The sequence below is a fragment of the Kribbella sp. CA-253562 genome (genome assembly GCF_050942265.1).
GTDB lineage: Bacteria > Actinomycetota > Actinomycetes > Propionibacteriales > Kribbellaceae > Kribbella.
The window spans coordinates 3,616,905-3,640,133 of sequence record NZ_CP192049.1 but is presented as its reverse complement, the minus strand read 5'-3'; the positions used below and the strand labels follow the sequence as shown (position 1 = coordinate 3,640,133).

Here is a 23,229-nt window from a genome sequence, read left to right as displayed (position 1 = left end):
CGGGGCCGGGGCCGAACCGAACCGGTGTGAGCGGCATCCGACCTCAGGGTGTTCGACGTGAAGGTGGCGAGGGTGAAGAAGGTACGGGTTCGGCTCGTCGTGATGGTCGTGGGGCTGACCGTGGCGGCGGCGATCATCGGCGGGTCGGTGGCGTTCCGGCAGGAGCCTCGGCAGAGCGTCAGCGTGGCGGGTCCGCTGTCGAACGCGGCGCCGACGGCGGCAACGGCGACGCCGCGGTCGACCAACCAGGAGGTGCCGACGACTGCGACCGCGACGCCATCGTCGTCCAGCCAGCAGGTGCCGACGCCGGCTGCGGGCACGGCGGCCCCACCGGCAGACGTGAAGGTCGACCTGAGTCGGCTGCCGCTGGGGCGTGGCCCGCAGATGGCCTATCTGGTCGACCGAACTGTGCGCGGCGGGACCGGGCCGAACGCCGAGATTCCCGGCAAGCAACCGATCACGGACGTCGTGCGGTTCGGCGGTGGACTGCTCGTGATGCTTTCGTCCGGCGACTTCACCAGCGAGCTGAGAAGACTCGAGCCGTACGGCGAGGCCTTCTTGCCTGGCCGGGTCGCCGGCGTGACCAGCCTGGTCGGTTCGCCCGAGGAAGACCTGGCCGCGTACGCCGTGGAGGACAAGAGCGCGGTCTACTGGGTCGACTCGCGGGACAGCGAGCTCGTCCAGCGGTCGTTGAAGCGGGCCGAGTACGGGCGTACCCAGGTGCTGGCGGTACGCGGGGACATCGTCTATTTCGGTGCCGAAGGCAAGGGGTATCCGGCGCCGGAGACCTACTACCGGTGGGACTCCAAGACCGGGCAGGTGACGGCGGTGAAAACCGTGCGCAGCCTCGAAGGACTCGACACCGCGGGGACGGCGGCGGCCGACTTCGTGAGCGGCGCCGCGCAGACCTTCTGCAGTGCCGTCACCGAACTCGCAACCGGCAAGCGGAGGTTCCGGACCTGTGACTACTCGCTGGACGGGTTCACGCCGGACGACCGGACCGTCGTCGCGAGCGAGGACTTCCGGGGCGGCGGAGCCGAACCACTCACGGCGGCGCTGGACTCGACCACCGGCCAGGTCCGGCGGCAGTGGGTGGGACCCGAGTTCGTGATGGCGATCGCCGAGGACGACGACCACCTGCTGATGGTCGTCGACTCGGGCGAGCAGACGCCGGTCGGCATCATCCGCTGCAGCATCGCGACCGGGACTTGCGAGGCGGCACTTCCCCTCGACCGGTACGGGCGGAACAACGTCAGACTGCTCGGCGCCCGGAGCTGATCAGGTACGCCGGAGCCGCAGTACCTGCCAGACCAACGCGTACACGGCGAGGGCCGCGACGGCTCCCGACGCGAGCCCGGTGAGCGCGAACCGTACGACGGCCTCGCCGACCAGTTCGTCGGACTCCGCGGCGGCGCGCATCACCGTGAGAGCGGCGAACGCCAAGGCCAGGGCGCAGGCGGCCGCCAGTACGACGTACCGGGCGGCGGGGGTGATTCCGTCCTCGCTGGGGCGAGCGGTTGTGCGACACCACCAGAAGAGCAGGTAGATCGCGATGGCGACGATGCCGCCGACGCTGCTGACGTACTGGAGGACGCGGTTGACGTCCCAGGCGGGCGTGATCGCGGTGCTGAGCCACGACCAGTGTTGGACGAAGTAGCCGTCGCCATGGGTGAAGGAGTCCCACAGCACGTGGGTGAAGGCACCGACGAAGACCGAGACGACGGTCCAGAGAAGGCTGGGGCGTTGAGGTGCTGGGAGTCGGCCCGCGAGGGAAGGCGGCGTCAGGGCGATCAGTGGGCGCTTGAGGAGCAGGTGGAAGACGAGCAGCGCCAACAGCGCGAGCAGCGGGTCGAGCCACAGTGCTGAGGTGAACTCGTGGGTGAGGGTCAGCGTGAAGTTGCCGTGGATGTAGCGGGTGGCGAACGTGTAGAGCGGGCCGAGGTAGAGCAGATCGGGGGCCAGCGCCCCGGCGACCAGGGCTGAGGGCACAAAGGGGTGCCGTAGCAGCGGAAGGACGGCGGCCGGGTGGGCCAGCGGGAAGGGCACCGCCGCAGCGTAGGCGCCTAGGGGCTCAAAGCAATCAACTCACAGCAATCAATCCAGGCCGGTCAAGCCCCCGTGACGCCGTCCAGGTGTTCGCGGAGCAGGTCGGCGTGGCCGCAGTGTCGGGCGTACTCGCCGATGAGGTGGATGTAGATCATCCGCAGCGTCGACTCCTGGCCGGAGAACGTGAAGCGGTCGTCCAGCGAACGCCCGGCCACGGACGCGTCCGACAGCTTCCACTCGTCGACGAGCGCCTCGTACTCCGCTCGAGCGTTCGCCGGGTCCGTCAGCTCGAAGTCCGCGTCCTTGCCCAGCGCGGGATCGAAGACCGGTTCGGCGGGGTCGTCGGCGAAGTGGATGCGGAACCAGATCCGCTCGACCTTGCGCGCGTGCCGGATCAGCCCGAGCAGCGACAGCGTCGACGGCGGTGCGCTGCGCTCGGCGAGCTGTTCGGCGGTCAGGCCGGCGCACTTGTGGAGCAGGGTGTGGCGATAGAAGTCGAGATAGCCGGCCAGCAAATCGCGCTCGGGTGCCACGAGCGATCCGGACGGGCGCTCGACGGCAGGGGCGGTCCAAGTCATCCCCGCATCCTGCCCTGTGGCCGGATCAGTTCGCACCCAAGTATTTGAGCCCCTGTTTCAGGTACGCCCGCGGATTCGTGTCAAGCCGCGCGGCCCACGCGGGATCGACCTCTCCCCGCAGCCACGCATAGCGCGCCAACGCATAGCCGTACATCGGTTCCGTCAGGTAGCCGAGCCGGCTGGTGCGCCAACCCGACTGGGACCGGCTGTGCTCGAAGGCAGCATTGGCGGTGAAGATCCCGAACCCGAAGAACACCGTGAACAGGTCGGTCAGCGGCTCGTCGTCGCGCCGGCCCGGATCCCGGCGTCCCTCCCCCAGCAGTCGCTCATGGCCCAGCTCGTGCGCGATCGTCGCGACCAGCGCCACCGGCTCACGCGCCTTCGCCAGCTCGACGGCGATCACCGACTCGCCGTCCCGGCGCCGCCAGTGCGCCGCCGCGCCGTGCGAACTCATTGCCACCGGCAACTCGTCGACCAGCTCGTCGAACGCGTCGTCCGGCTCGAGCTCCAGCACCACCCGCTCCACCGGTACGCCGACCAGCCCGGCGACCGTCGCGAAAACCGCACGCACATCCGCCTCGGAACCGGTGTAGCCCGCCGGGAAGAACTCCACCGAAGGCAGCACGACCGGGCGCCGCAGAACCTCAGCCCCGAACTCGCGGGTCAACCAGTCCAGCGACTCCTCGATCCACAGCTGCTCCTCGGCCCGCACCGGGCACTTCGGCCGCCCCCACCACGCCATCGGTCACCACCCCCTCACCTACCGAGTACGACGCCGCCCGCACCACGCCAGGTTCCGCATCTCACGATCCGGCAGACAATCTCACACAATGAGATAGGTGTTGGCGCATCCAGCCACTCCTTGGTTACCGTCTTCGGCAGGTCATGAGAGCCAGCGACAAGCCCCGGCTAGCTGGACGGCAACCCTCCACCGCGGTGGGGTGCCCCGGGTGAGGACCAGGCCGTGCGGACACCCCGTTCGGCAAGTGCGGATTTCCGGGAGCAGCAGCATGTCGATCCTCTCCATTCTCGAGCCGGCCACCAGCACCGCTCAGCGGCCGCCCGTCGCCCGGCTCACCACCGGCACCATTCCCACCACCGTCGGCGCCGACCTCTTGGTCCCGCTGGCCGACGGCCGGGTCACCGACTACGCGAATTTCGACCACGGCGCGAGCGCGCCGTGTCTGGAGTCGGTCCGGCGCACGGTCGAGGCCGCGCTGCCGTCGTACGCGTCGGTGCACCGTGGCAACGGGTACGCCTCGCGGATCACCACCCAGTGGTACGAGCGGGCTCGCGACGAGGTGCACGCCTTCGTCGGCGCCCGCCAAGACGACCAGGTCATCTTCACCCGGCAGACCACCGACGCCCTCAACCTGCTGGCCAAGGCGGTCCCGGCCGACGCGACCGTGATCGTGTTCGAGTCCGAGCACCACGCGGCCCTGCTCCCCTGGCCGGCCGAGCGGACCGTCCGGCTGCCTGCCCCGGCCTCCAGCAACGCAGCCGTCACGGCCGTCGCCGACGCTCTGCGCCAAGCGCCCGAAGGACCGCGCCTGGTCGTCGTCACCGGCGCGAGCAACGTGACCGGCGAGATCTTCCCGATCGCCGAGCTGGCCGCTGTCGCCCGCGCCCACGGTGCCCGCATCTGCCTGGACGCCGCCCAGCTCGCCCCGCACCGCGAGGTGGACATCGAGCAGCTGGACGTCGACTGGGTCACCCTCTCGGGCCACAAGCTCTACGCCCCGTACGGCGCCGGCGCGCTGATCGGTCGCGCCGACTGGCTGAACGCCGCCGACCCCTACCTGTACGGCGGTGGCGCGACCGCCGCGGTCACTGGCGACCTCACCGTCTGGAACGAGGGCCCGGCCCGCCACGAAGGCGGCTCCCCCAACGTCATCGGCGCGATCGCCCTCGCGGCGGCCTGCGCCACGATCAGCAAGCACCGCGACGCGATCGAGCAGCACGAGCGCAACCTGCTCGCCCGCCTGCGCACCGGTCTCGCCCAAATTCCTGGCGTCACGACGTACGACATCTTCGGCGCCGAGGCAGACCGCGTGGGCACCGTCTGCTTCACCGTCGAGGGCCTCAGCTCCACCCTGGTCTCCGCGGCACTGTCGGCCGAGTACGGGATCGGCGTCCGGGACGGCAAGTTCTGTGCGCACCCGCTGGTCGGTCACCTGCTGCAGAACTCCCCCGAGCACGGTACGGCGGTCCGCGCCACGCTGGGCCTGGGCACGACCCGCGAGCACGTCGACCGCCTCGTCGGCGCGATCCGCACGCTGGCCGGCCAGGGCCCCCGGACCGAGTACACCGAGTCCGCGCACGGCTGCCAGCCGAGCGACGACCCGCGCGATCTCGAGGCTCCCCGGATCTGGTGAACCTCCACCACTCACCAACCCGCTGACACCGGCCGACCCACCGCTCGGCGAGGCCACCTGCAGCGCCCATGGGCAAGGGTTGGTGAGTGCTACAGCTCCGGCTTCAGACCTGTGTGGTGAGCGGCGAACGCCAGCAGGTCGGCCCACTCCGACGCGACCATGGCGGCGGGTTTCCCGAACCCGTGGCCGGTGTCGACCTCGATCCTGGCCAGAACCGGAGCATCGCCCGCCTGCACGTGCTGCAGCGTGGCGACGAACTTGTGGCTGTGCAACGGCACCACCCGGTCGTCGTGGTCACCGGTGACCACGAGCGTGGCCGGGTACGCCGTCCCCTCGCGCAGGTTGTGCAGTGGTGAGTAGGCGAGCAGATCCTCGAACTGCGCAGGGTCGTCGGGCAGCCCGAAGTCCGACGCCCAGCCTGCTCCCACGGTGAACAGGTGGAACCGCAGCATGTCCAGTACGCCGACGCCCGGCAGTGCGACGGCGAAGAGGTCCGGCCGCTGAGTCATCACCGCGCCGACGAGCAGACCGCCGTTGCTCCGGCCGTGGATCGCCAGCTGGGCCGGTGTCGTCACACCAGTCGCGCACAGGTGCTCGGCGACCGCGATGAAGTCGTCGAAGACGTTCTGCTTGTTCTTCAGCCGGCCCGCGTCATGCCACTCGCTGCCGAACTCGCCGCCACCGCGCAGGTTGGTGATCACCAGCACTCCCCCGGCCTCAAGCCAGGCGGCCCAGCCCGGCCGGTAGTCGGCGAAGACCGGGATGCGGAAGCCGCCGTAGCCCCACTGCAGCGTCGGCCGCGGTGTGTCGAGCGGCAGATCGCTGCGGCTGATCACGTAGTACGGCACCTGGCGGTCGGGCTCCAGGCGACGCGACACAGTCACCGCCGGAGGCGTGTACGACGCGCCAACGGGCACCAACTCCCGCAGCACCTGCACAGAGCCGTCAGAGGCCGACACGGCATACGCGACGGTCGGCTCGACCGTCGAGGAGAAGCCGACGAACACCTCGTCCGACTTGGCGCTGGCGTTCAGCGCGACCAGACCGCCCTCGCCGAGCTCCACGACGCGCGGGTTCCCGCCGTCCAGGTCGTACAGCGTCACAACCGGCTGGGCGTCGACCAGCGACACGGTGACCAGGCCGTACGCCGTACCGTGCACCTCGACCAGCGTCGACGACCCTTCGGGGATCACGTCGACGAACGAGGCGGCCAGGTCGCTGCTGACCACCCGCCCGCGCGGGGCGTCGCGATCGGTCCGGAGGATGAGCCGGTTGCCGGCCATCCGGACGAAGGTCGCCTCGTAGGCGAACTCGTCGATCACCTTGACCGGCTCGCCCAGCCCGCCGTCCTGGATCGGGTAGACCCACAGCCGGGTCCGCGGGTCGGTGCCCTCGAAGATGTGCAGCACGACGTACCGGTCGTCCTCGGTCACCTCGACCTCGAAGTAGAGCCGCTCGTTCGGCAGCCGGAGGACCAGCTCGTCCTCGCTCTGCGGCGTGCCGATCCGGTGCAGCTTGAGCTCGCCGGCCCCCAGCGCCTTCGTCTCGGTGCCCTCGCTGCGACCGCCCGACGGGTAGTGCACGTACAGGTACGCCGACGAGTCCGGCAGCCAAGTCGCCTCGCTGAACTTGGCCTCGCGCACCACGTCGTCGACCTGGTCGCCGGTGGCGATCTCCAGCAGTCGAAAGGTGATCCAGTCGCTGCCGCTCTCGTTGACGCCGTACGCGAAGTACTTGCCGTCCGGGCTCACGGTGAAGGTGCCGAGCGAGTCGGTGCCGCCCTCGGACAGCGTGTTCGGGTCGATCAGCACCCGGCCGCCGGCGAGCAGCTCAGCAAGCGACTCCGCGACGTACACGACGTCCTGGGCCTGGGTGCCGTCGTTGCGGCCGACGAAGTACCAGCCGGACTTGCGCACCGGTACGCCGGCCCGCGGCCGGGCCAGGATCGCGCTCATCGTCCGCTGGAACCACGCCCGTTCCTCGTACGACGCCAACTCGGCCTCGGTGAACGCGTTCTGCCGGGTCACCCAGTCCTTGGTGTCGGTGGAGTCCGGGTCCTCCAGCCAGCGGTAGGGATCGGCGATCTCGCGGCCGTGTAGCAGGTCAACGACGTCGTCGCGGCGACTCGACGGGTAATCCATGCGCTCAAACCTAGCTCGCCCAGGCCTGCCGCTGCCGACGGTTTTCCCTCGTGCCCGTCCGTCCCATCCGATCCGGATCCCGGTGGGCGGCATCCCGCGCAGGCGCCGGAAGCCGGATCGGATGGGCCGTTCCCCAATGTGGTCAGGCAGGCGGCAGGTCCTTGCGCCACAGCACCGTGCCGTGCAGGTCGCGCAGCGAGACCGTGAAGACCTCGGTTCGCGGGTCGATCTCGACGTGGCCGAAGAACTGGTTGCCGCCGCTCGGCGGCTGGTTCGGGAAGTCGGCCGCCTTCACGAACTCCAGCTTCGGGCCGAACGTCGAATCCAGCGCGTTCGGGCCGAAGGTGCCGGCGTTGATCGGCCCGGCGACGATCTCCCAGAACGGGTCGAAGTCGGTGAACGCGGCCCGCGCCGGGTCGTAGTGGTGGGCGGCGCAGTAGTGCACGTCCGCGGTCAGCCAGACGGTGTTCTTGACCTTGCGGCGTTTGAACTGGCTGAGCACCCAGGCGATCTCGTGCTCGCGGCCACCCGGAGCACCGGCGACGCCGTTCGCGACCGCCTCGATCTCCGAGCCGTCCGGCACCAGGACGCCGATCGGCATGTCGCTGGCGATCACCTTCCACGCCGCCTTCGACGCGGCCACCTCGCGGACCAGCCAGGCGGCCTGCTCGGGGCCGAGGATCGCGACCGGACCGGCGACGCCTGGCGCCGGGTTCGCGTCGCGGTAGGTCCGCATGTCCAGGCAGAACACGTCGAGCAGCGGGCCGTGGCTCACCTTGCGGTAGACCCGGTCGCGGCCACCCTGGTGCGCGATCGGCAAGTATTCGAGGAACGCCTTGCGAGCCCGGGCCGCGAGTACGTCGACGCGCTTCTCGGTGTAGCGCGGGTCGGTCAGGATCTCGCCCGGGTACCAGTTGTTGACCGTCTCGTGGTCGTCCCACTGGCTGACGATCGGTACGTCGGCGTACAGGTCGCGCACGTTGTGGTCGAGCAGGTTGTACTTGTACCGGCCGCGGTACTCGGCCAGCGTCTCGGCGACCTTCGCGACCTCCTCGGTCACCACGTTCTTCCAGACCGTGCCGTCGGCCACCTTCACCTCGGCCTCGATCGGGCCGTCGGCGTAGATGTTGTCGCCGGAGTGCAGGAAGAAGTCCGGGTCGGTGCGGTGCATCGCGCGGTAGGCGACCATGCCGCCGAGGTCGGGGTTGATGCCCCAGCCCTGGCCGACGGTGTCGCCGGTCCACACGAAGCTGACGGCGCGGTTGCGGCCCGGCGTGCTGAACGATCCCTGGAGGCTCTCGCCACGCCGGCCGTACGCGTCCTCGAAGGCGACCCGGTAGTCGTAGCGCTGCCCCGGCCGCAGCCCCTTCAACGGGAGCTGGGCGGTGAAGTCGTCGTCCGGCCCGGTGACCGGCCCGCGCAGCCGGATCGCCCGGTCGAACCGGCCGTGGCTGGTCAGGTCGACGACGAGGCGGGACCGGCGGTCGGTGCGTGACCAGACGACGGCGGAGTTCGCGGTGACGTCCCCGCTCATCAGGCCCGACGGCAGGGCCGGACGATCACGCCGTACGACGGACGGCGCGGCGGCGGCGACGCCGGGAACGGCGAGCGAGGCACTCGCCACGGTGGATGCGGCCAAGAGCTGGCGGCGGCTCAAGTTCATGCTGCCGAAGATGCTCCTCGTGAATGACGCCGGCGTGACCGCGAGGCGAACTGACCGACAACTCGCCCACCTCGCGCCACGCCCGCCAGCAGGGCCCGCTGTTGGCGCGGGTTGCCAGGCCAGGGACGATTGCCCCATGACCAGGGAACGCCGCCTCGCGCAGGTCTTCGTGCTGCTGGCCGACACCCTGGTCGACGAGTTCGACCTGGTCGACTTCCTCGGGGTGCTGGCCGAGGCGAGCGTCGAGCTGCTGACGATCGACGCGGCCGGGCTGATGCTGGCCGACGACCACGGCCTGCTGCACGTGATGGCGTCGTCCGACGACCAGGCCGAGCTGCTCGAACTGGTCGAGCTGCAGCACGACGAGGGACCGTGCCTGGAGTGCTTCCGGACCGGTCAGCCGGTGATCGACGCCGACATCACCCGGTGGCCCGAGCTGTCCGCCGTCGCGACCGCCGGCGGTTACCAGTCCGCCCACGCCCTCCCGCTGCGGTTGCGCGGCCAGGTGATCGGTGTGATGAACCTCTACCGCAGCGACGCCGCTCCGCTCGATCCCGACGACGCCGCGCTCGGCCAGGCGCTCGCCGACATGGCCACCATCGGCCTGCTGCACGAGCGCGAGATGCGCGGCTACGTCGAGCTGGCCGGGCAGCTCCAGCACGCGCTGGACAGCCGGGTCCAGATCGAGCAGGCCAAGGGCATGCTGGCCGGGCGAGCCGGCCTGTCGACCACCGACGCGTTCGCGGCGATGCGCGCCTACGCCCGCCGGACCGGCCAGGGCCTGACCGTCGTGGCGCACGGAGTGCTCGAGGGATCGTTGCAAACTTCTGCACTGCTGGCCCATTAGTTGTGTGTCGCGCCGTGCTGTGGTTCCGTTGAGTCACCAGCCACTCATTCGTGGCGCTGCCCCGGACCCCGGTAGCGCATCGATCGATGCACTCCAGGGAACGAGGCGTTTTCTTTGTCACAGACCGTCATGGACGATTCGCGTCCGCAGCAGCGGTTCACGAGTCTGTACACCGACCTGTCCCACACCGTTCGAGACCTCGGCATGTTGCGCCGCCGGTACGCCTACTACTGGACCCGGATCGGCCTCGTGGTGCTGGCGCTGGCCGGAATCGTCACCGGGTTCGTGCTGCTCGGCAACTCGTGGTTCCAGTTGCTGATGGCCGGAGCGCTGGCCATGGTGCTGGTCCAGGTCGCCTTCCTCAGCCACGACAGCGCCCACCGGCAGATCTTCGACTCGGCGGCCTGGAACGAGTGGACGGCCCGGATCCTGGCCGGCGGTCTGGCCGGCATGAGCATCCACTGGTGGCGCGGCAAGCACAACAAGCACCACAACGCGCCGAACCAGCTCACCAAGGACCCCGACATCGCCATCGGCGTGATCGCGTTCACCCCCGACCACGTCGCGCGGCGTACCGGGCTGGTCAAGTGGCTCGGTGACCGGCAGGGCTGGTTGTTCTTCCCGCTGCTGACCCTGGAGGGCTTGAGCCTGCACGTCTCTGGGCTGCAGCATGTGTTCCGGCGTGGGGCGAGCAAGGTCGAGCGCGTCGAGGGCGGCGTCATCATCTCCCGGCTCGGTCTGTACGTCGCCGCGCTGTTCCTGGTGCTCCCGCCCGGCAAGGCGGCCGCGTTCCTCGGTCTCCAACTCGCCGTCTTCGGTGTTTTCCTCGGTGCGTCCTTCGCCCCGAACCACAAGGGCATGCCGCTGGTCCCGGCCACCATGAAGCTGGACTTCTTGCGCCGCCAGGTCCTGATGTCGCGCAACATCCGCGGCGGCGTCGTGATCGACTTCCTGATGGGCGGCCTGAACTACCAGATCGAGCACCACCTGTTCCCGAGCATGCCGCGGCCGACGCTGCGCCACGTGCGCCCGATCGTGCGCGAGTACTGCGCCAAGCACAACGTGAAGTACACCGAGGTCGGTCTCGGGGAGTCGTACAAGATCGTGATCGACTACCTGAACAACGTCGGTCTGCGGGCGCGCGACCCGTTCCAGTGCCCGCTGACCGCGATGTACCGCACGCCCTAGGCAGGCCCCAGACAGACCCTAGCCCGGCGGGATCTCCCCCGAGCCCCGGATCGTGAGCTTGACCGGGACGCGCACCGTGCGTCCCGGGCGGTGGGGCTCGGGCAGGCGTTCGGTCATCAGCTGGATCGCGGTCCGAGCCATCACGTCAGCCGACTGGGCAACCGCGGTGAGCCCCGGGCTGAGCAGGTCGCCCAGCGCGAGGTCGTCGAAGGAAACCAGGGCGACGCGGTCGCGGCGCCCGGCCATCCCGCGCAGCACCTCGGCGGTGGTCATGTTGTTGGCCGACAGCAACGCGGTCGCCGGCTCCGGCCGGTCCAGTACGGCGGACAGCGTGATCCCGATGCCCTCGGTGGTCGGCTCGGACAGGTGCACCAAGTCCTCGTCGACCTCGATCCGGTGCCGGGCCATCGCCGCGCGGTAGGCGACGACACGCTCCCGGGCAGTGAAGATCCGCTCGTCGTCCCCCAGATAGGCGATCCGGCGGTGCCCCTGGCGGACCAGGTGGTCGATCGCCTGGTCGATGCCGCCGGCGTTGTCGGCCAGTACGGCGTCCGCCTCGATGCCGTGCGCGGGACGGTCGATCGTGACCACCGCCATCCCGGCGTCGACGTGCGGGGCCAGGTAGTCCTGGGTCTCCCCGATCGGCGCCATGATCAGCGCGTCGGGCCGCCGGGCGACGAACTCCAGGCAGACGTCGCGCTCACGTTCGGGGTCCTCGTCGGTCAGGCCGATCATCACCACCGAACCGCTGGAACGGGCCCACAGCTCGACCGCGCGCCCGAGCGAGGCGAAGAACGGGTCACCGATGTCGCGGATGACCACCGCGATCGTGCCGGTCCGGCCGCGGCGCAGCATCCGGGCCGACTCGTTCGGCGTGTAGTTGAGCTCCTTGATCGCGGCCTGGACCTTCGCGGTCAGCTCGGGGCTGACGTTCGGCTCCTCGTTGACCACCCGCGACACGGTCTTCAGCGCCACACCCGCCCGCGCGGCGACCTCTTTCATGGTGGGCCGGCGCTGCCCGGCTCCGTTGACACCAGTGACACTCATGCCTGGCCCACCCCTTCCACCGCTTGGTCAGCTCTCCACGACGACCGGGATGATCATCGGCCGTCTGCGGTGAGTATCGCTCACCCACTTGCCGACCACCCGGCGAATCACCTGCTGCAGCTGGTACATGTCGTCCACGCCGCTGCCGATCGCCTTCTCGATCTCCGCCTCGATCTTCGGCTTCAGGTCGTCGAAGACGGTGTCGTCCTCGGCGAACCCGCGGGCCTGGATCTCCGGTCCCGCGGTCAGTTTGCCGGTCACGGAGTCCATCACGGCGATCACCGAGATGAAACCCTCGTCGCCGAGGATCCGCCGGTCCTTCAGCGAGGTCTCGGTGATGTCGCCGACCGTCGAGCCGTCCACGAACACGTAACCGCACTCGACCTTGCCGGCCACCACCGCCTTGCCGCCGACCAGGTCGACCACCACGCCGTCCTCGACGACCACGACGTTCTCGGCCGGTACGCCGGTCTGCCGGGCCAGCGCGGCGTTCGCGTGCAGGTGCCGGATCTCGCCGTGCACCGGCATCACGTTGCGCGGCTTGACGATGTTGTAGCAGTAGAGCAGCTCACCGGCCGACGCGTGGCCGGACACGTGCACCAGCGCGTTGCCCTTGTGGATCACGTTCGCGCCGTGCCGGGTCAGGCCGTTGATCACCCGGTAGACCGAGTTCTCGTTGCCCGGGATCAGCGAGGAGGCCAGGACGACGGTGTCGCCGGGCTGGATGTGCACGACGTGGTGGTCGTTGGCCGCGATCCGCGACAGCGCCGACATCGGCTCGCCCTGCGACCCGGTGGAGACCAGCACCACCTGCTCGGGCGGGTAGTCGTCCAGCTCGCGCATGTCGATCAGCGTCTCGCCGGGCACGGTCAGGAAGCCGAGGTCCCGCGCGACGGCCATGTTGCGGACCATCGAGCGGCCGACGTACGCGACCTTGCGGTGGTGCTTGACCGCGGCGTCCATCACCTGCTGGACGCGGTGCACGTGGCTGGCGAAGCAGGCCACGATGATGCGCTGGTTCTTCGCGTTGGTGAAGACCCGGTCCAGCACCGGCGCGATGTCGCGCTCGTGAGTGGTGAAGCCGGGCACCTCGGAGTTGGTGGAGTCGACGCAGAACAGGTCGACGCCTTCCTCCCCCAGCCGGGCGAACGCGCGCAGGTCGGTGATCCGGTTGTCCAGCGGCAGCTGGTCCATCTTGAAGTCGCCGGTGTGCAGGACCATCCCGGCCGGCGTCCGGATCGCCACCGCGAGCGCGTCCGGGATCGAGTGGTTGACCGCGACGAACTCGCACTCGAACGGCCCGAGCCGGACCGTCTCGCCCTCGACCACGGTCTGCTGCGGCACGTTGCGGTGCCGGTGCTCGCGCAGCTTGCCGTCGAGCAGTGCCAGCGTCAGCTGCGACCCGAGCACCGGGATGTCGCCGCGCTCGCGCAGCAGATACGGCAGGCCGCCGATGTGGTCCTCGTGGCCGTGGGTCAGGACGACCGCCACGATGTCGTGCAAACGCTCCCGGATCGGCTGGAAGTCCGGGAGGATCAGGTCGACACCGGGCTGGTTCTCGTCCGGGAACAGCACACCGCAGTCGACGATCAGCAGCTTGCCGTCGTACTCGAAGACGGTCATGTTGCGACCGACCTCGCCGAGGCCGCCGAGCGGGATCACCCGCAGCGCGCCGGGGGCCAGTGGTTCCGGGGCGGCCAGGTCGGGGTGGGGATGACTCATGCAACCAGTCCTGACGTCTTGAGATCGGTGGTCAGCGCGTCCACCTGCGCGGTGGTCGCCTCGACCAGGGGCAGCCGGACGGTCGCGTGCTCGATCACGCCGAGCAGCTTCAGGGCGGCCTTCACCATGATCGCGCCCTGGGTCCGGGTCATGATCGCCTCGACCGCCGGGATCAGCCGCCGGTCGATCTCCCGCGCCGTGACCAGGTCCTGCGCGACCGCGGCGTCGATCAGCTGCCGGTACGCCGGGCTGGCGGCGTGCGCGACCACGCTGGCGATGCCGACCGCGCCGATCGACAGCCAGGCGAGGTTGAGCTCGTCGGCGCCGCAGTAGTAGGCCAGGTCGGTGTTGGCCATCACCTTGGTGGCGGCGGCGACGTCGCCCTTGGCGTCCTTGACCGCGACGATCCGCGGGTGGTCGGCCAGCGAAATCAGCGTCTCGGTCCTGATCTCGACGCCGGAGCGTCCGGGGATGTCGTACAGCAGGTTCGGCAGGCCGGTCGCGTCGGCGACGGCGGTGAAGTGGGCCTTCAGGCCTTCCTGCGGAGGCTTGTTGTAGTACGGCGTGACGACGAGCAGCCCGTGCGCGCCCGCGGCTTCGGCGGCCTTCGCCAGCTCGATCGTGTGGGCGGTGTCGTTGGTGCCGACGCCGGCGATGACGCGCGCGCGATCACCGACGGCCTCCAGCACGGCGCGGACCAGCTGGTCCTTCTCGGCGTCGGAGGTGGTCGGCGCCTCGCCGGTGGTGCCGTTCACGATCAGGGCGTCGTTGCCCTGGTCTGCCAGGTGTCCGGCGACCTTCTGCGCAGCGTCCAGATCGAGTGAGCCGTCGGGCCTGAACGGGGTGATCATCGCGGTGGTCAGCCGGCCGAACGGCGGCTCCACCACGGCGGAGGTTGCGCTTGAGGACATGGGGGTCAGATTACCGCTCCGAGCGCCTCAGGAAATGAGTAGGCCTGGTGGCTGTCCGCTCGGGGGTCCGGGCAGCCACCAGGCTCACTCGTCCTATCGGCCCGGCCCCAGGAGTCGTTACAGCAATCGGCGAAAAAGTCAGAAAAACTTTCTGGAAATACGCTGCGTCGATCGATTTCACTCTCCGCAGCGAAATCCGGGCTCAGCGGGCGGCACAAAGATGTCACGGTCAGATTCCTGCCATGCCGGATTCCGCCAGCCGTAGAGGCTCGCCACTGCTATCGGCCGGGCGCAGGCTGATGCCTAGTCCCAGCCGGCCGCTCCCCCGGCGTAGTGAAGGAGAACCATGAACAAGCATCTGGCCTGGCCGATCGCCATCGCCACGCTCGCGCTGTCCGCGTTCGCGGCGGGTCCTGCCCAGGCCGTCCCGACGACGGACGCCCCCGCCCCGGCGGTCACCACCGCCACCTCCGAATCGATCGCGGACCAGGCGCGCCGGTTGCTCGGTCCCGACCTGCTCGCCGCGGCCACCGCCGCCAACGAGCGGCACGGCATCCACGAGCACCCCGCCCTGCAGGCGGCCGTGCTGCGGGCCATCGACCCCAACGCCTACGAGTGTTCGCCGAGCACGCCGCTCACCGACTGGGTGGCGGGCACGATCACCGACTGGACCCAGATGGATCTGTTGTTCGCGTTCGCTGCCGCGCTGACGAACCTGGCCGGCTACGCGAGCATGATCAACACCCCGCAGGACTCCCCGTACGGCTTGAACGGCGAGTTCACCACCGCGATCACCCACACGTACCGCGACCTGCGGCCGTTCTGGGACATCGAGTCCGCCGACATCCAGATGCGGCCGATGCACAGCGCCATCATGGCCGACCGTGACGCGCTCTACCGGACCTTCCGGACCGTGCTGCACCGCAACGACTTCGACGCCGCGTACTGGGCCGACATGTTCTCCACGTGGGCGTCGCAGCCGAAGTTCCGCGACCACCCGGTGCTCAGCATGAACGCCTACGCGTTCACCGGCGAGGGCGACCCCGATCCGGCGCTGGCCGCGCTGCCCGACCAGATCGTGATGGGCGACGGCATCCTGCAGGCCTACCAGGCGGTCGGGCTGGGCGACGTGGCGCCGCAGGCGATCCTGGCGCACGAGTTCGGCCACCACATCCAGTACGAGAACAACCTGTTCGATTCGCCGCTGACCGGCGCGGAGGCGACCCGGCGGACCGAACTGATGGCCGACGCGTTCGCCGCGTACTACCTGGCCCACTCCCGCGGCGCGAGCATGCAGTGGAAGCGCGTGCAGCTGTTCACCGACCTGTTCTACGGCATCGGTGACTGCGACTTCGCCAATGCCGGCCATCACGGCACCCCGAACCAGCGCGCCCGGACGGCGACCTGGGCCTACAGCGTCGTGACCGGCGCCCCGAACCAGGGCCACATCCTTCCCAGCCTGACGTTCGCCGCCCGGTTCGACGCGAAGCTGCCGGAACTGGTCGCACCCGACGCCAACTGACCGGCCCGGGCCCGCCGCCGGAGCCCCCGCTCGCTCGTGGGTGACCGAAAGTCCCACTCCCCTGAGTCGGTCACCCACGAGCCCTCCCCTGCCCAGATCGACCCACTTTCGACGTTCTGCCTAGGAGTACGGCATGAAGAAGTCCCTCGCCGGATCCGCGATCCTGCTCGCGCTGACGCTGACCGGCGGATTCGCGGCCACCTCGTCGCCCGCCCTGGCCACCGCCACGGCGTCCGCGCAGGCAGGGTCCGGCACCGACGCGCCCAGTACCGGCGCGGCCATCAGCCCGGCCGCGACGCTGGCGCTCGCCACCAAGCTGAAGGCTCTGAAGCCGGTAGGTCTACCGACCGCCGAGCTGAAGGAAAGGCTCGGCGGTGACGAGTTCGACCCGCTGATCGACGCGGCGCTCAACCCCGCCGACTACCGCTGCAACCCGTCCACACCGGTCCGGGACTGGAGCGTGGCCCAACGCGCCGACTGGACGCCGGAAGACGTCCAACTCGTCGACGCGATCCGCTGGTACGACCCGATCTTCTACGACGCGCTGCTCTGGCCGGGCGAGGCCGGGGCGCAGTTCGGGGTGAACGGTGAATTCACACTGCCGACCACACACGCCTTCCGCGACCTGGGCAAGTTCTGGGACATCCGTGCCGAGGGCATCGAGCACGTGGTGCCGCTGCACGGCAGCGTGCTGCTCGACCGGGCCAAGATGTACCGGATCTTCCACGTCGCCTACGGCCTGCCGGAGGCGACCGCCACCGCGTACACCGAAGAGGTGGTGACCGCGATGAACCAGGAGAAGTTCGACTACGGCAACCACCCGTTCTTCAGCTTCAACGCGTTCGCGTTCGCCGGCCAGACCATTCCCGGCTTCGGCGTGGTGCCGGCCTCGATCCTGATGGGCGACGGCATCCTGACCGCGTTCCAGGCCCTCGGGTACGACGACGTGACGGCGCAGGCGATCCTCGCCCACGAGTACGGGCACCACATCCAGTTCCAGCGTGGCCTGTTCCAGACCACCCTCACCGGGGCCGAAGCCACCCGCCGGACCGAGTTGATGGCGGACGCGTTCGCGTCGTACTTCCTCACCCACGCGCGCGGCGACGCGCTGCAGTGGAAGCGGATCCAGGAGTTCGACCAGGTCTTCTTCCAGCTCGGCGACTGCAACTTCAGCTCGGGCAACCACCACGGCACGCACAAGCAGCGGCTCGCCGCGGCCCAGTGGGGGTACGCCGTGGCGGCCGGTGCGGCGAACCAAGGACACGTGCTGCCGTCGCTGACCTTCGCGAGCCAGTTCGACCAGAAGCTGCCCGAACTGGTCGCGCCGGACGCGTAAACCGCGCAACTGAGTCGTCGCGGCTCGTGGTGTCCACCTCGGGGGGACGCCACGAGCCGCTAGCGTCTGCTCCGTGTCGAACCCCCTGAACGCATCCCGCCCGGCTGCCGCCACCTCACTGACGCTGGTCGTCCGGACGATGCTGCTGGCCATCCCGCTGATCACCCTCGCGCTGTGGTTCGTGCTCGCCGCCGACGGGCTCGGCCCGTTCCCGCCGGTCTGGGCGCCGTTGGTGGTGCTGGCCGTCGCCGCTGGCGCGTACTCGCTGTGCGAACTGATCGGCTTCCGCGCGGCACCGCTGGAACACGGCGGAAGGCCGGCCGAGGTCGAGGCCGAGTCGTGGCGGCGCTTCACCTCCTCGACGTTTGTGCGGTTCGCGATCTGCGAGGCGGTTTTCCTGATCTCGCTACCGCTCGCCTTCGTCGTCGACAGCTTCTGGGTCGTGCTGGTCGGCGCGGTGCTGGCGCTTCCGCTGGTGGCGCTGGAGGTTCTGCCCGGCGCCCGCAACCAGCAACGCTTCGCCGCGGCGCTCGAGGCGCGCGGCGTTCCGTCGTACCTGACCGGGCGCCCGCAGGACTACTGACCGGCGGCAGTCCGGTACACCAGGCAGCCGCGCCGGGTCAGCGCATGCACCCACTCCGGTACGACGGTGAGGTCGAGCCAGCGCAGGTCGAGCTTCTCCAGCGCCGGGAACGCGTCCGGGTCGAGATCCGGGAGCCGGGTGATCCGGTTCGCGCGGAGGTCCAGGTGCCGCAGGTTCGGGAGCCGGCTGAGCGCCACCGGGAAGTCGGTCAGCGCGGCGCCGCGCAGGCTGACCACGCGCAGCTCGGTCAACTGGTCGAACGTGCCGGGTAGCTCGACCAGCGGGTTGCGGTCGAGATGGAGTTCGCGGAGTGCCGACAGGTCGCCGTACGAGGTGGGCAGAGTGGTGAGTTCGTTGCCGTAGAGGCGCAGCTCGACGAGCTCGGTCAGGCGTCCGAGCGATTCGGGCACCTCGGTGAGACCGTTGTCGGTGGCACCGAGATACAGCAGCGAACTCAAGTCGCCGAGGGAGTCGGGCAGGACCTTCAGCGCGAGGTCGCTGCCGTAGAGGAACTCCAGGCTCGTCAGGTGCCCCAGCGTCGACGGCAGCGAGGCCAGTGGTTGATGGCTCAGGTCGAGGATCCGGAGCTCGGCGAAATCGCCGATCCAGTCCGGCAGGCTGGTGAGCTGGTTGCCATGCAGGTACAGCTCGCGCAAACCGGTGTGCTCGCGCAGCGCCGCGTCGAGCTCCGCCAGGCCGGTCTCGCCGAGGTTGACCGTCCGCTTCATCGGCCGGCCATCCAGACCGAGGTCGTCGACCAGATCGTTGTGGCCAGCTCCGCGACCAGCGCCAGTGCGCCGGGCAGCAGGAGAACACTGCCGACCACCAGTGCCGGGGCGATCAGCAGGTTCTCGACCGGGCCGTTGGTGCGGAAGCGCAGCAGCCTGGGCAGGCGGATCTCGTACCAGGTTTCGCCGCGGATCGGCAGCGGCCACAGCCACGGGCAGCCCGAGCGGGTCAGGCTGTCACCGAGGCAGTGCACGAACATGCCGACGGCAACGGCCGCCCCGATCCAGCTGCCGATCTCGTCCAGGCCGCCGCGCAGGGCCTCCACAGCCGAGGTCCCCGGCAGCCAGGTGCCCGTGATCGTCCACGCGCCGGCCGCGACAACAACCGCCAGCACCCAGTCACCCAGTACGTCGGCCGCGAGGATCAGTCCGAGCAGCGCGATCGCCAGGACCGTGCGCCACCCACCGGCCGCGCCCGCCGTCGACGTGGCGAAGCCGAGCAGGACGGCCGCGACCACCGTGTGGCTGAAGTGGCGGTGCTGGCCCGTGCTGTCCTCGTCGCGCGGCCCCTTGGTCAGCGAGTACAGCAAGGCGGACACCGCCCGGATCACGCTGGAGACGAAGCCGGTCAACGGTCCGAGCAACCGGGACGCGCTCGCGCCCGGGTGGTCGAGATCGGGCAGCAACGCGTACCCCGCGGTCGCGGCGGCGAACGGCACCACCTCGGCCACCGACGTCAGACCCACCATCGGCGCCACGGCCAGACCCGCGCACCAGCCGGACAACGCATGCGAACGCCCCATCACGGCGCCCCACCCCCATCTGTCGTGAGGCGCCGATTCTCTCAGCGCTCACCGACACAACGGCGCAGGCACCACCGTCACGCGTCGAAGTCGAGTGTGACGTTGGCCGAGGTGGGGTGCGACTGGCAGGTCAGCACGTAGCCGGCCCGGATCTCGTCCGGCTCGAGAGCCCAGTTCGTGTCCATCCGCACGCTGCCGTCGACGACCTTGGCCCGGCACGTCCCGCACACGCCGCCCTTGCACGCGAACGGAGCATCCGACCGTACGGCGAGCGTCGCGTCGAGCACCGCCTTCGCGTGTTCACCGAGCGGGAACGTCGAGCGCCGTCCGTCGAGGATCACCGTCACCTCGGCGGCGTCCTCGTCGACGACCGTCTGCTCGGCCCGCGCGACCGGCGCCTCGTCGCCGACGTGGAACAGCTCGGCGTGCACCTGCTCGCGCGGCACGCCCTGCTCCAGCAGCAGCTCCTGCGCACCGACGACCATCGCGTACGGCCCGCACAGGAACCACTCGTCCACCGTCTTCACCGGCAGGATCACCTCGAACATCCGGCGCAGCCGCTCGGTGTCGATCCGGCCGTTGAACAGTTCGACCTCGGTCGACTCCCGCGACAGCACGTGCACCAGGTGCAAGCGTTCGGCGTACCGGTCCTTGAGGTCGGCCAGCTCGTCGGCGAACATCACCGAACCCGCGGTGCGGTTGCCGTACAGCAGCGTGACGCGGCTCAGCGGCTCGACCTGGAGAACGGTCGCCACCAGCGACAGCACCGGCGTGATCCCGCTGCCCGCGGCAACGAACGCGTAGTGCTTGTCGTGCTCGGGGTCGAACGTCGTGCCGAACCGGCCGAGCGGCGTCATCACCTCGAGCGTGTCGCCGGGCTTCAGCTCGTGCGCGGCGTACGAGGAGAAGTCACCGCCGGGGATCTTCTTCACGCCGATCCGCAGCACGCCCGACCCAGCCGGCGAGCAGATCGAGTAGCTGCGCCGGACGTCCTCACCGGTACGCCGTACGGTCAGGTGCTGGCCGGCGGCGAACTCGTAGTCGGCGGCCAGCTCCGGCGGGACGTCGAAGGTGATCGCGACCGAGTCGTCGGTGATCGCCTCGATCGCCTTCACCTTCAGCGGGTGGAAGGTCGCGCGGCGCTTCGGCAGTACGGAGGTCATCTAGATCGCCTTGAAATGATCGAAGGGCTCGCGGCAGGAGTTGCACCGCCACAGCGACTTGCAGGACGTCGACCCGAACCGGCTCAGCTCACTGGTGTCCGGCGAGCCGCACAGCGGGCACCGGATCGTCAGCGACACGCTCACCGGTCCCCCGACCGCGCGCTTGCCGGTCGGCGGTGCGATGCCGTACTCGATCAGCTTCGCCTTGCCCGCCTCGCTCATCCAGTCGGTCGTCCAGGCCGGCGACAGCACGGTCTCGACGCGCCCGTCGACGCCGAGGTGGTTCAGCGTCAGCTCGACCTCGTGCCGGATCACGTCCATCGCCGGGCAGCCCGAGTACGTCGGGGTGATCGTCACGACCACCTCGTCGCCCTCATGCCGCACGTCGCGCAGCACGCCGAGGTCCGCGATCGTCAGCACCGGCACCTCGGGATCCGCGATCTCACCGACCGCCGCCCAGATCGCTGCGTCCGAAGGATCGTGGGCTATGGCGCTCGCCTCTTCGGACCCAACGCGGTGGTGGGTCACCATGTCGCTCCCGGATGTGAGCGGGCGACGTGCTGGAGCTCGGCGAGCAGGTAGCCGAGGTGCTCGGTGTGCTTGCCGTCGCGGCCACCGCTGTGCTGGTACGCCGACGCCGGGCGCTCGCAGGTCGACTCGTCGATCACGCGCGTGACCCGGCGTACCCACTCCTCTTCGAGACCGGCGGGGTCGACCGCGACGTCGAGCCGCTGGACCAGCGGGTCGGATTCGAACATCTCCGCCGTGTACGGCCACAGCGAGTCGAGCCCGGCCTGCATCCGGCGGTGACTCTCCTCGGTGCCGTCGCCGAGGCGCAGCACCCACTGGGTCGCGTGGTCGACGTGATACGCGACCTCCTTGACCGCCTTGCCGGCCACGCCCGCGAGCGTTTCGTCGGCCGAGCTCAGGAGCTGTTCGTACAGCAGGTGCTGGTACGTCGCGAAGTACAGCAGCCGGGCCATCGCGTGCCCGAAGTCGCCGTTCGGGAGTTCGCAGAGCTGGAGATTGAGGAAGTCGCGCTCGTCGCGGAAGTAGGCCAGGTCGTCCTCGGTCCGGCCGGCGCCCTCCACCTCGGCGGCGTACTGGAGCAGCGAGCGGGCCTGCCCCAGCTGGTCGAGGCCGATGTTGCCCAGAGCAACGTCTTCCTCGAGCTGCGGCGCGGCCGCGATCCACTCGGCGGTGCGCTGCGCCGCGATCAGCGCGTCGTCACCGAGCCGGAGCGTGTAGGTGAAGAGGTCGTTCACAGGTGGTCGACACCTTCCGGGACCTGGTAGAAGGTCGGGTGCCGGTACACCTTGTCACCGGCCGGGTCGAAGAACTCGTCCTTCTCGTCCGGGCTCGACGCGGTGATGTCGGCCGCGCGGACCACCCAGATCGACACGCCCTCCTGACGGCGGGTGTAGACGTCGCGAGCGTTGCGCAGCGCCATCGTCGCGTCCGGCGCGTGCAGGCTCCCGACGTGCGTGTGGGACAGGCCGCGGCGCGAGCGGACGAAAACCTCCCAGAGCGGCTCGATCATGCGGCCTCCTCCTGCTTGCGCGCCTGCTTCTCGGCGTACGCCGCAGCGGCTTCGCGGACCCAGGCGCCGTCTTCGTGCGCCTTCACGCGATGGGCGAGCCGCTGCTTGTTGCACGGCCCGTTGCCCTTCACCACCTGGTAGAGCTCCTCGTAGTCGGGCTCGGTGAAGCTGTAGTGGCCCGTCTCCTCGTCGTACCGGAGGTTGTCGTCGGGCACCCGCAGTCCCAGGACGTCGGCCTGCGGCACGGTCATGTCGACGAACCGCTGGCGCAGCTCGTCGTTGCTGTGCCGCTTGATCCCCCAGGCCATCGACTGCTCCGAGTGCGTCGAGGCGGCGTCCGGCGGGCCGAACATCATCAGGCTCGGCCACCACCAGCGGTCCAGCGCGTCCTGGGCCATCGCCTTCTGGGCGTCGGTGCCGTTGCACAGCGTGTGCAGGATCTCGAAGCCCTGCCGCTGGTGGAACGACTCCTCCTTGCAGACCCGCACCATCGCCCGCGCGTACGGCCCGTACGAGCAGCGGCACAGCGGGACCTGGTTCACGATCGCGGCGCCGTCGACCAGCCAGCCGATCGCGCCGATGTCGGCCCAGGTCAGCGTCGGGTAGTTGAAGATGCTGGAGTACTTCTGCTTGCCGCTGTGCAGCAGGTCGAGCAGCTCGGCCCGGTCGACGCCGAGCGTCTCGGCCGCGGCGTACAGGTACAGCCCGTGGCCGGCCTCGTCCTGGACCTTGGCCATCAGGATCGCCTTGCGGCGCAACGACGGCGCGCGGCTGATCCAGTTGCCCTCGGGCTGCATGCCGATGATCTCCGAGTGCGCGTGCTGAGCGATCTGCCGGATCAGAGTCTTGCGGTACCCCTCCGGCATCGCGTCCCGCGGCTCGATCCGGCCGTCGGCGTCGATGGTGGCCTGGAAGCTGTCCATGCTCGTCAGCATAGCTCAGATGTGACACTTCTTCGCTAGATCCGACGAGAAGTGTCACAACAGCGGACGCGGGAGGTGTCCTGCCGACCGGCTTCGTCGAGCGCTTTGCGAGG

The 23,229-nt window shown here is 69.7% G+C and carries 22 protein-coding genes and 1 riboswitch; of the genes, 7 read left to right on the top strand and 15 right to left on the bottom strand.

What is annotated here, in order from left to right; genetic code table 11:
- The first annotated feature begins 72 nt into the window (after positions 1-72).
- Positions 73-1,278, top strand: a complete 1,206-nt coding sequence (locus ACQPXM_RS17305; RefSeq protein ID WP_432949758.1) for a hypothetical protein — start codon at positions 73-75, stop codon at positions 1,276-1,278.
- Here ACQPXM_RS17305 and ACQPXM_RS17300 read toward each other — a convergent pair whose 3' ends face one another.
- From ACQPXM_RS17300 to ACQPXM_RS17290, 3 genes are all read right to left on the bottom strand, one after another.
- Complete coding sequence (locus ACQPXM_RS17300) at positions 1,279-2,046, bottom strand: DUF4184 family protein (RefSeq protein ID WP_432949756.1); 768 nt, start codon at positions 2,044-2,046, stop codon at positions 1,279-1,281.
- A gap of 62 nt (positions 2,047-2,108) precedes the next feature.
- Positions 2,109-2,624 carry a DinB family protein gene (locus tag ACQPXM_RS17295; protein ID WP_432949754.1) on the bottom strand — a complete coding sequence of 172 codons (516 nt, stop codon included), beginning with the start codon at positions 2,622-2,624 and terminating at the stop codon, positions 2,109-2,111.
- Positions 2,625-2,649: 25 nt separating this feature from the next.
- Positions 2,650-3,366, bottom strand: coding sequence for a hypothetical protein (locus ACQPXM_RS17290; protein ID WP_432949752.1), 717 nt, complete (start codon positions 3,364-3,366; stop codon positions 2,650-2,652).
- A gap of 139 nt (positions 3,367-3,505) precedes the next feature.
- Positions 3,506-3,619: riboswitch (SAM riboswitch) on the top strand.
- Positions 3,620-3,634: 15 nt separating this feature from the next.
- On the opposite strand from ACQPXM_RS17290, the gene ACQPXM_RS17285 reads away from it, so the two are divergent.
- The gene (locus tag ACQPXM_RS17285; protein WP_432949750.1) at positions 3,635-4,999 is read left to right on the top strand and encodes an aminotransferase class V-fold PLP-dependent enzyme; all 1,365 of its coding nucleotides are present in this window, start codon (positions 3,635-3,637) and stop codon (positions 4,997-4,999) included.
- An 89-nt stretch (positions 5,000-5,088) separates the two neighbouring features.
- Here the strand turns inward: ACQPXM_RS17285 and ACQPXM_RS17280 are convergent, their stop codons facing one another.
- Both ACQPXM_RS17280 and ACQPXM_RS17275 read right to left on the bottom strand, forming a co-directional pair.
- Entirely contained in the window at positions 5,089-7,140 is a 2,052-nt protein-coding gene (locus tag ACQPXM_RS17280; protein WP_432949748.1) for a prolyl oligopeptidase family serine peptidase, read from the bottom strand.
- 142 nt (positions 7,141-7,282) lie between these two features.
- A complete protein-coding gene (locus tag ACQPXM_RS17275; protein ID WP_432949746.1) occupies positions 7,283-8,803 on the bottom strand; it encodes an alkaline phosphatase D family protein in 1,521 nt (506 codons plus the stop codon).
- A gap of 136 nt (positions 8,804-8,939) precedes the next feature.
- Between ACQPXM_RS17275 and ACQPXM_RS17270 the strand changes: the two genes are divergently transcribed.
- Both ACQPXM_RS17270 and ACQPXM_RS17265 read left to right on the top strand, forming a co-directional pair.
- The gene (locus tag ACQPXM_RS17270; RefSeq protein ID WP_432949744.1) at positions 8,940-9,650 is read left to right on the top strand and encodes a GAF and ANTAR domain-containing protein; all 711 of its coding nucleotides are present in this window, start codon (positions 8,940-8,942) and stop codon (positions 9,648-9,650) included.
- A 129-nt stretch (positions 9,651-9,779) separates the two neighbouring features.
- Complete coding sequence (locus tag ACQPXM_RS17265; protein ID WP_432949742.1) at positions 9,780-10,838, top strand: fatty acid desaturase family protein; 1,059 nt, start codon at positions 9,780-9,782, stop codon at positions 10,836-10,838.
- 18 nt (positions 10,839-10,856) lie between these two features.
- On the opposite strand, the gene ACQPXM_RS17260 is transcribed toward ACQPXM_RS17265, so the two are convergent.
- From ACQPXM_RS17260 to dapA, 3 genes are read right to left on the bottom strand one after another with little or no spacing between them, the layout of a single operon-like run.
- Positions 10,857-11,885, bottom strand: coding sequence for a LacI family DNA-binding transcriptional regulator (locus tag ACQPXM_RS17260; protein WP_432949740.1), 1,029 nt, complete (start codon positions 11,883-11,885; stop codon positions 10,857-10,859).
- A 27-nt stretch (positions 11,886-11,912) separates the two neighbouring features.
- Positions 11,913-13,607: a ribonuclease J gene (locus tag ACQPXM_RS17255; RefSeq protein ID WP_432949738.1), complete on the bottom strand. Its 1,695-nt coding sequence runs from the start codon at positions 13,605-13,607 to the stop codon at positions 11,913-11,915.
- Entirely contained in the window at positions 13,604-14,518 is a 915-nt protein-coding gene (gene dapA / locus ACQPXM_RS17250) for a 4-hydroxy-tetrahydrodipicolinate synthase (protein ID WP_432949736.1), read from the bottom strand. Before dapA ends, ACQPXM_RS17255 begins: the two co-directional genes overlap by 4 nt.
- Positions 14,519-14,864: 346 nt before the next feature.
- Here dapA and ACQPXM_RS17245 point away from each other — a divergent pair, with 346 nt between their 5' ends.
- From ACQPXM_RS17245 to ACQPXM_RS17235, 3 genes are all read left to right on the top strand, one after another.
- The gene (locus tag ACQPXM_RS17245; protein ID WP_432949734.1) at positions 14,865-16,040 is read left to right on the top strand and encodes a hypothetical protein; all 1,176 of its coding nucleotides are present in this window, start codon (positions 14,865-14,867) and stop codon (positions 16,038-16,040) included.
- A gap of 133 nt (positions 16,041-16,173) precedes the next feature.
- Positions 16,174-17,376 (top strand): hypothetical protein, encoded by a 1,203-nt coding sequence (locus ACQPXM_RS17240; RefSeq protein WP_432949732.1) that lies wholly within the window; start codon positions 16,174-16,176, stop codon positions 17,374-17,376.
- A 73-nt stretch (positions 17,377-17,449) separates the two neighbouring features.
- Complete coding sequence (locus ACQPXM_RS17235; RefSeq protein WP_432949730.1) at positions 17,450-17,959, top strand: hypothetical protein; 510 nt, start codon at positions 17,450-17,452, stop codon at positions 17,957-17,959.
- Here ACQPXM_RS17235 and ACQPXM_RS17230 read toward each other — a convergent pair.
- The 7 genes from ACQPXM_RS17230 to paaA all read right to left on the bottom strand — a co-directional run bounded on the left by ACQPXM_RS17230 (position 17,953) and on the right by paaA (position 23,116).
- Positions 17,953-18,687, bottom strand: coding sequence for a leucine-rich repeat domain-containing protein (locus ACQPXM_RS17230; RefSeq protein WP_432949728.1), 735 nt, complete (start codon positions 18,685-18,687; stop codon positions 17,953-17,955). The genes ACQPXM_RS17235 and ACQPXM_RS17230 overlap by 7 nt on opposite strands.
- Positions 18,684-19,490 (bottom strand): metal-dependent hydrolase, encoded by an 807-nt coding sequence (locus tag ACQPXM_RS17225; protein ID WP_432949726.1) that lies wholly within the window; start codon positions 19,488-19,490, stop codon positions 18,684-18,686. The genes ACQPXM_RS17230 and ACQPXM_RS17225 overlap by 4 nt, the downstream gene beginning before the upstream one ends.
- A 77-nt stretch (positions 19,491-19,567) precedes the next feature.
- Entirely contained in the window at positions 19,568-20,653 is a 1,086-nt protein-coding gene (paaE, locus tag ACQPXM_RS17220) for a 1,2-phenylacetyl-CoA epoxidase subunit PaaE (protein WP_432949724.1), read from the bottom strand.
- Entirely contained in the window at positions 20,654-21,184 is a 531-nt protein-coding gene (gene paaD, locus ACQPXM_RS17215) for a 1,2-phenylacetyl-CoA epoxidase subunit PaaD (protein ID WP_432949722.1), read from the bottom strand.
- Positions 21,178-21,918: a 1,2-phenylacetyl-CoA epoxidase subunit PaaC gene (paaC, locus tag ACQPXM_RS17210; protein ID WP_432949720.1), complete on the bottom strand. Its 741-nt coding sequence runs from the start codon at positions 21,916-21,918 to the stop codon at positions 21,178-21,180. Before paaC ends, paaD begins: the two co-directional genes overlap by 7 nt.
- Positions 21,915-22,193: a 1,2-phenylacetyl-CoA epoxidase subunit PaaB gene (gene paaB, locus ACQPXM_RS17205; RefSeq protein ID WP_012920592.1), complete on the bottom strand. Its 279-nt coding sequence runs from the start codon at positions 22,191-22,193 to the stop codon at positions 21,915-21,917. Before paaB ends, paaC begins: the two co-directional genes overlap by 4 nt.
- Positions 22,190-23,116: a 1,2-phenylacetyl-CoA epoxidase subunit PaaA gene (gene paaA / locus ACQPXM_RS17200; RefSeq protein ID WP_432949717.1), complete on the bottom strand. Its 927-nt coding sequence runs from the start codon at positions 23,114-23,116 to the stop codon at positions 22,190-22,192. The genes paaB and paaA overlap by 4 nt, the downstream gene beginning before the upstream one ends.
- Positions 23,117-23,229 lie beyond the last annotated feature (113 nt).

What these genes read in the sequence shown, in the direction of transcription:
- ACQPXM_RS17280 (WP_432949748.1), bottom strand. Translation starts at nt 7,140, where the DNA reads ATGGATTACCCGTCGAGTCGCCGCGACGACGTCGTTGACCTGCTACAC.
- ACQPXM_RS17245 (WP_432949734.1), top strand. Translation starts at nt 14,865, where the DNA reads ATGAACAAGCATCTGGCCTGGCCGATCGCCATCGCCACGCTCGCGCTG.
- ACQPXM_RS17255 (WP_432949738.1), bottom strand. Translation starts at nt 13,607, where the DNA reads ATGAGTCATCCCCACCCCGACCTGGCCGCCCCGGAACCACTGGCCCCC.
- dapA (WP_432949736.1), bottom strand. Translation starts at nt 14,518, where the DNA reads ATGTCCTCAAGCGCAACCTCCGCCGTGGTGGAGCCGCCGTTCGGCCGG.
- ACQPXM_RS17275 (WP_432949746.1), bottom strand. Translation starts at nt 8,803, where the DNA reads ATGAACTTGAGCCGCCGCCAGCTCTTGGCCGCATCCACCGTGGCGAGT.
- ACQPXM_RS17290 (WP_432949752.1), bottom strand. Translation starts at nt 3,366, where the DNA reads ATGGCGTGGTGGGGGCGGCCGAAGTGCCCGGTGCGGGCCGAGGAGCAG.
- ACQPXM_RS17295 (WP_432949754.1), bottom strand. Translation starts at nt 2,624, where the DNA reads ATGACTTGGACCGCCCCTGCCGTCGAGCGCCCGTCCGGATCGCTCGTG.
- ACQPXM_RS17270 (WP_432949744.1), top strand. Translation starts at nt 8,940, where the DNA reads ATGACCAGGGAACGCCGCCTCGCGCAGGTCTTCGTGCTGCTGGCCGAC.
- ACQPXM_RS17285 (WP_432949750.1), top strand. Translation starts at nt 3,635, where the DNA reads ATGTCGATCCTCTCCATTCTCGAGCCGGCCACCAGCACCGCTCAGCGG.
- ACQPXM_RS17230 (WP_432949728.1), bottom strand. Translation starts at nt 18,687, where the DNA reads ATGAAGCGGACGGTCAACCTCGGCGAGACCGGCCTGGCGGAGCTCGAC.
- ACQPXM_RS17260 (WP_432949740.1), bottom strand. Translation starts at nt 11,885, where the DNA reads ATGAGTGTCACTGGTGTCAACGGAGCCGGGCAGCGCCGGCCCACCATG.
- ACQPXM_RS17240 (WP_432949732.1), top strand. Translation starts at nt 16,174, where the DNA reads ATGAAGAAGTCCCTCGCCGGATCCGCGATCCTGCTCGCGCTGACGCTG.
- paaA (WP_432949717.1), bottom strand. Translation starts at nt 23,116, where the DNA reads ATGGACAGCTTCCAGGCCACCATCGACGCCGACGGCCGGATCGAGCCG.
- paaB (WP_012920592.1), bottom strand. Translation starts at nt 22,193, where the DNA reads ATGATCGAGCCGCTCTGGGAGGTTTTCGTCCGCTCGCGCCGCGGCCTG.
- ACQPXM_RS17225 (WP_432949726.1), bottom strand. Translation starts at nt 19,490, where the DNA reads ATGGGGCGTTCGCATGCGTTGTCCGGCTGGTGCGCGGGTCTGGCCGTG.
- paaE (WP_432949724.1), bottom strand. Translation starts at nt 20,653, where the DNA reads ATGACCTCCGTACTGCCGAAGCGCCGCGCGACCTTCCACCCGCTGAAG.
- paaD (WP_432949722.1), bottom strand. Translation starts at nt 21,184, where the DNA reads ATGGTGACCCACCACCGCGTTGGGTCCGAAGAGGCGAGCGCCATAGCC.
- ACQPXM_RS17265 (WP_432949742.1), top strand. Translation starts at nt 9,780, where the DNA reads ATGGACGATTCGCGTCCGCAGCAGCGGTTCACGAGTCTGTACACCGAC.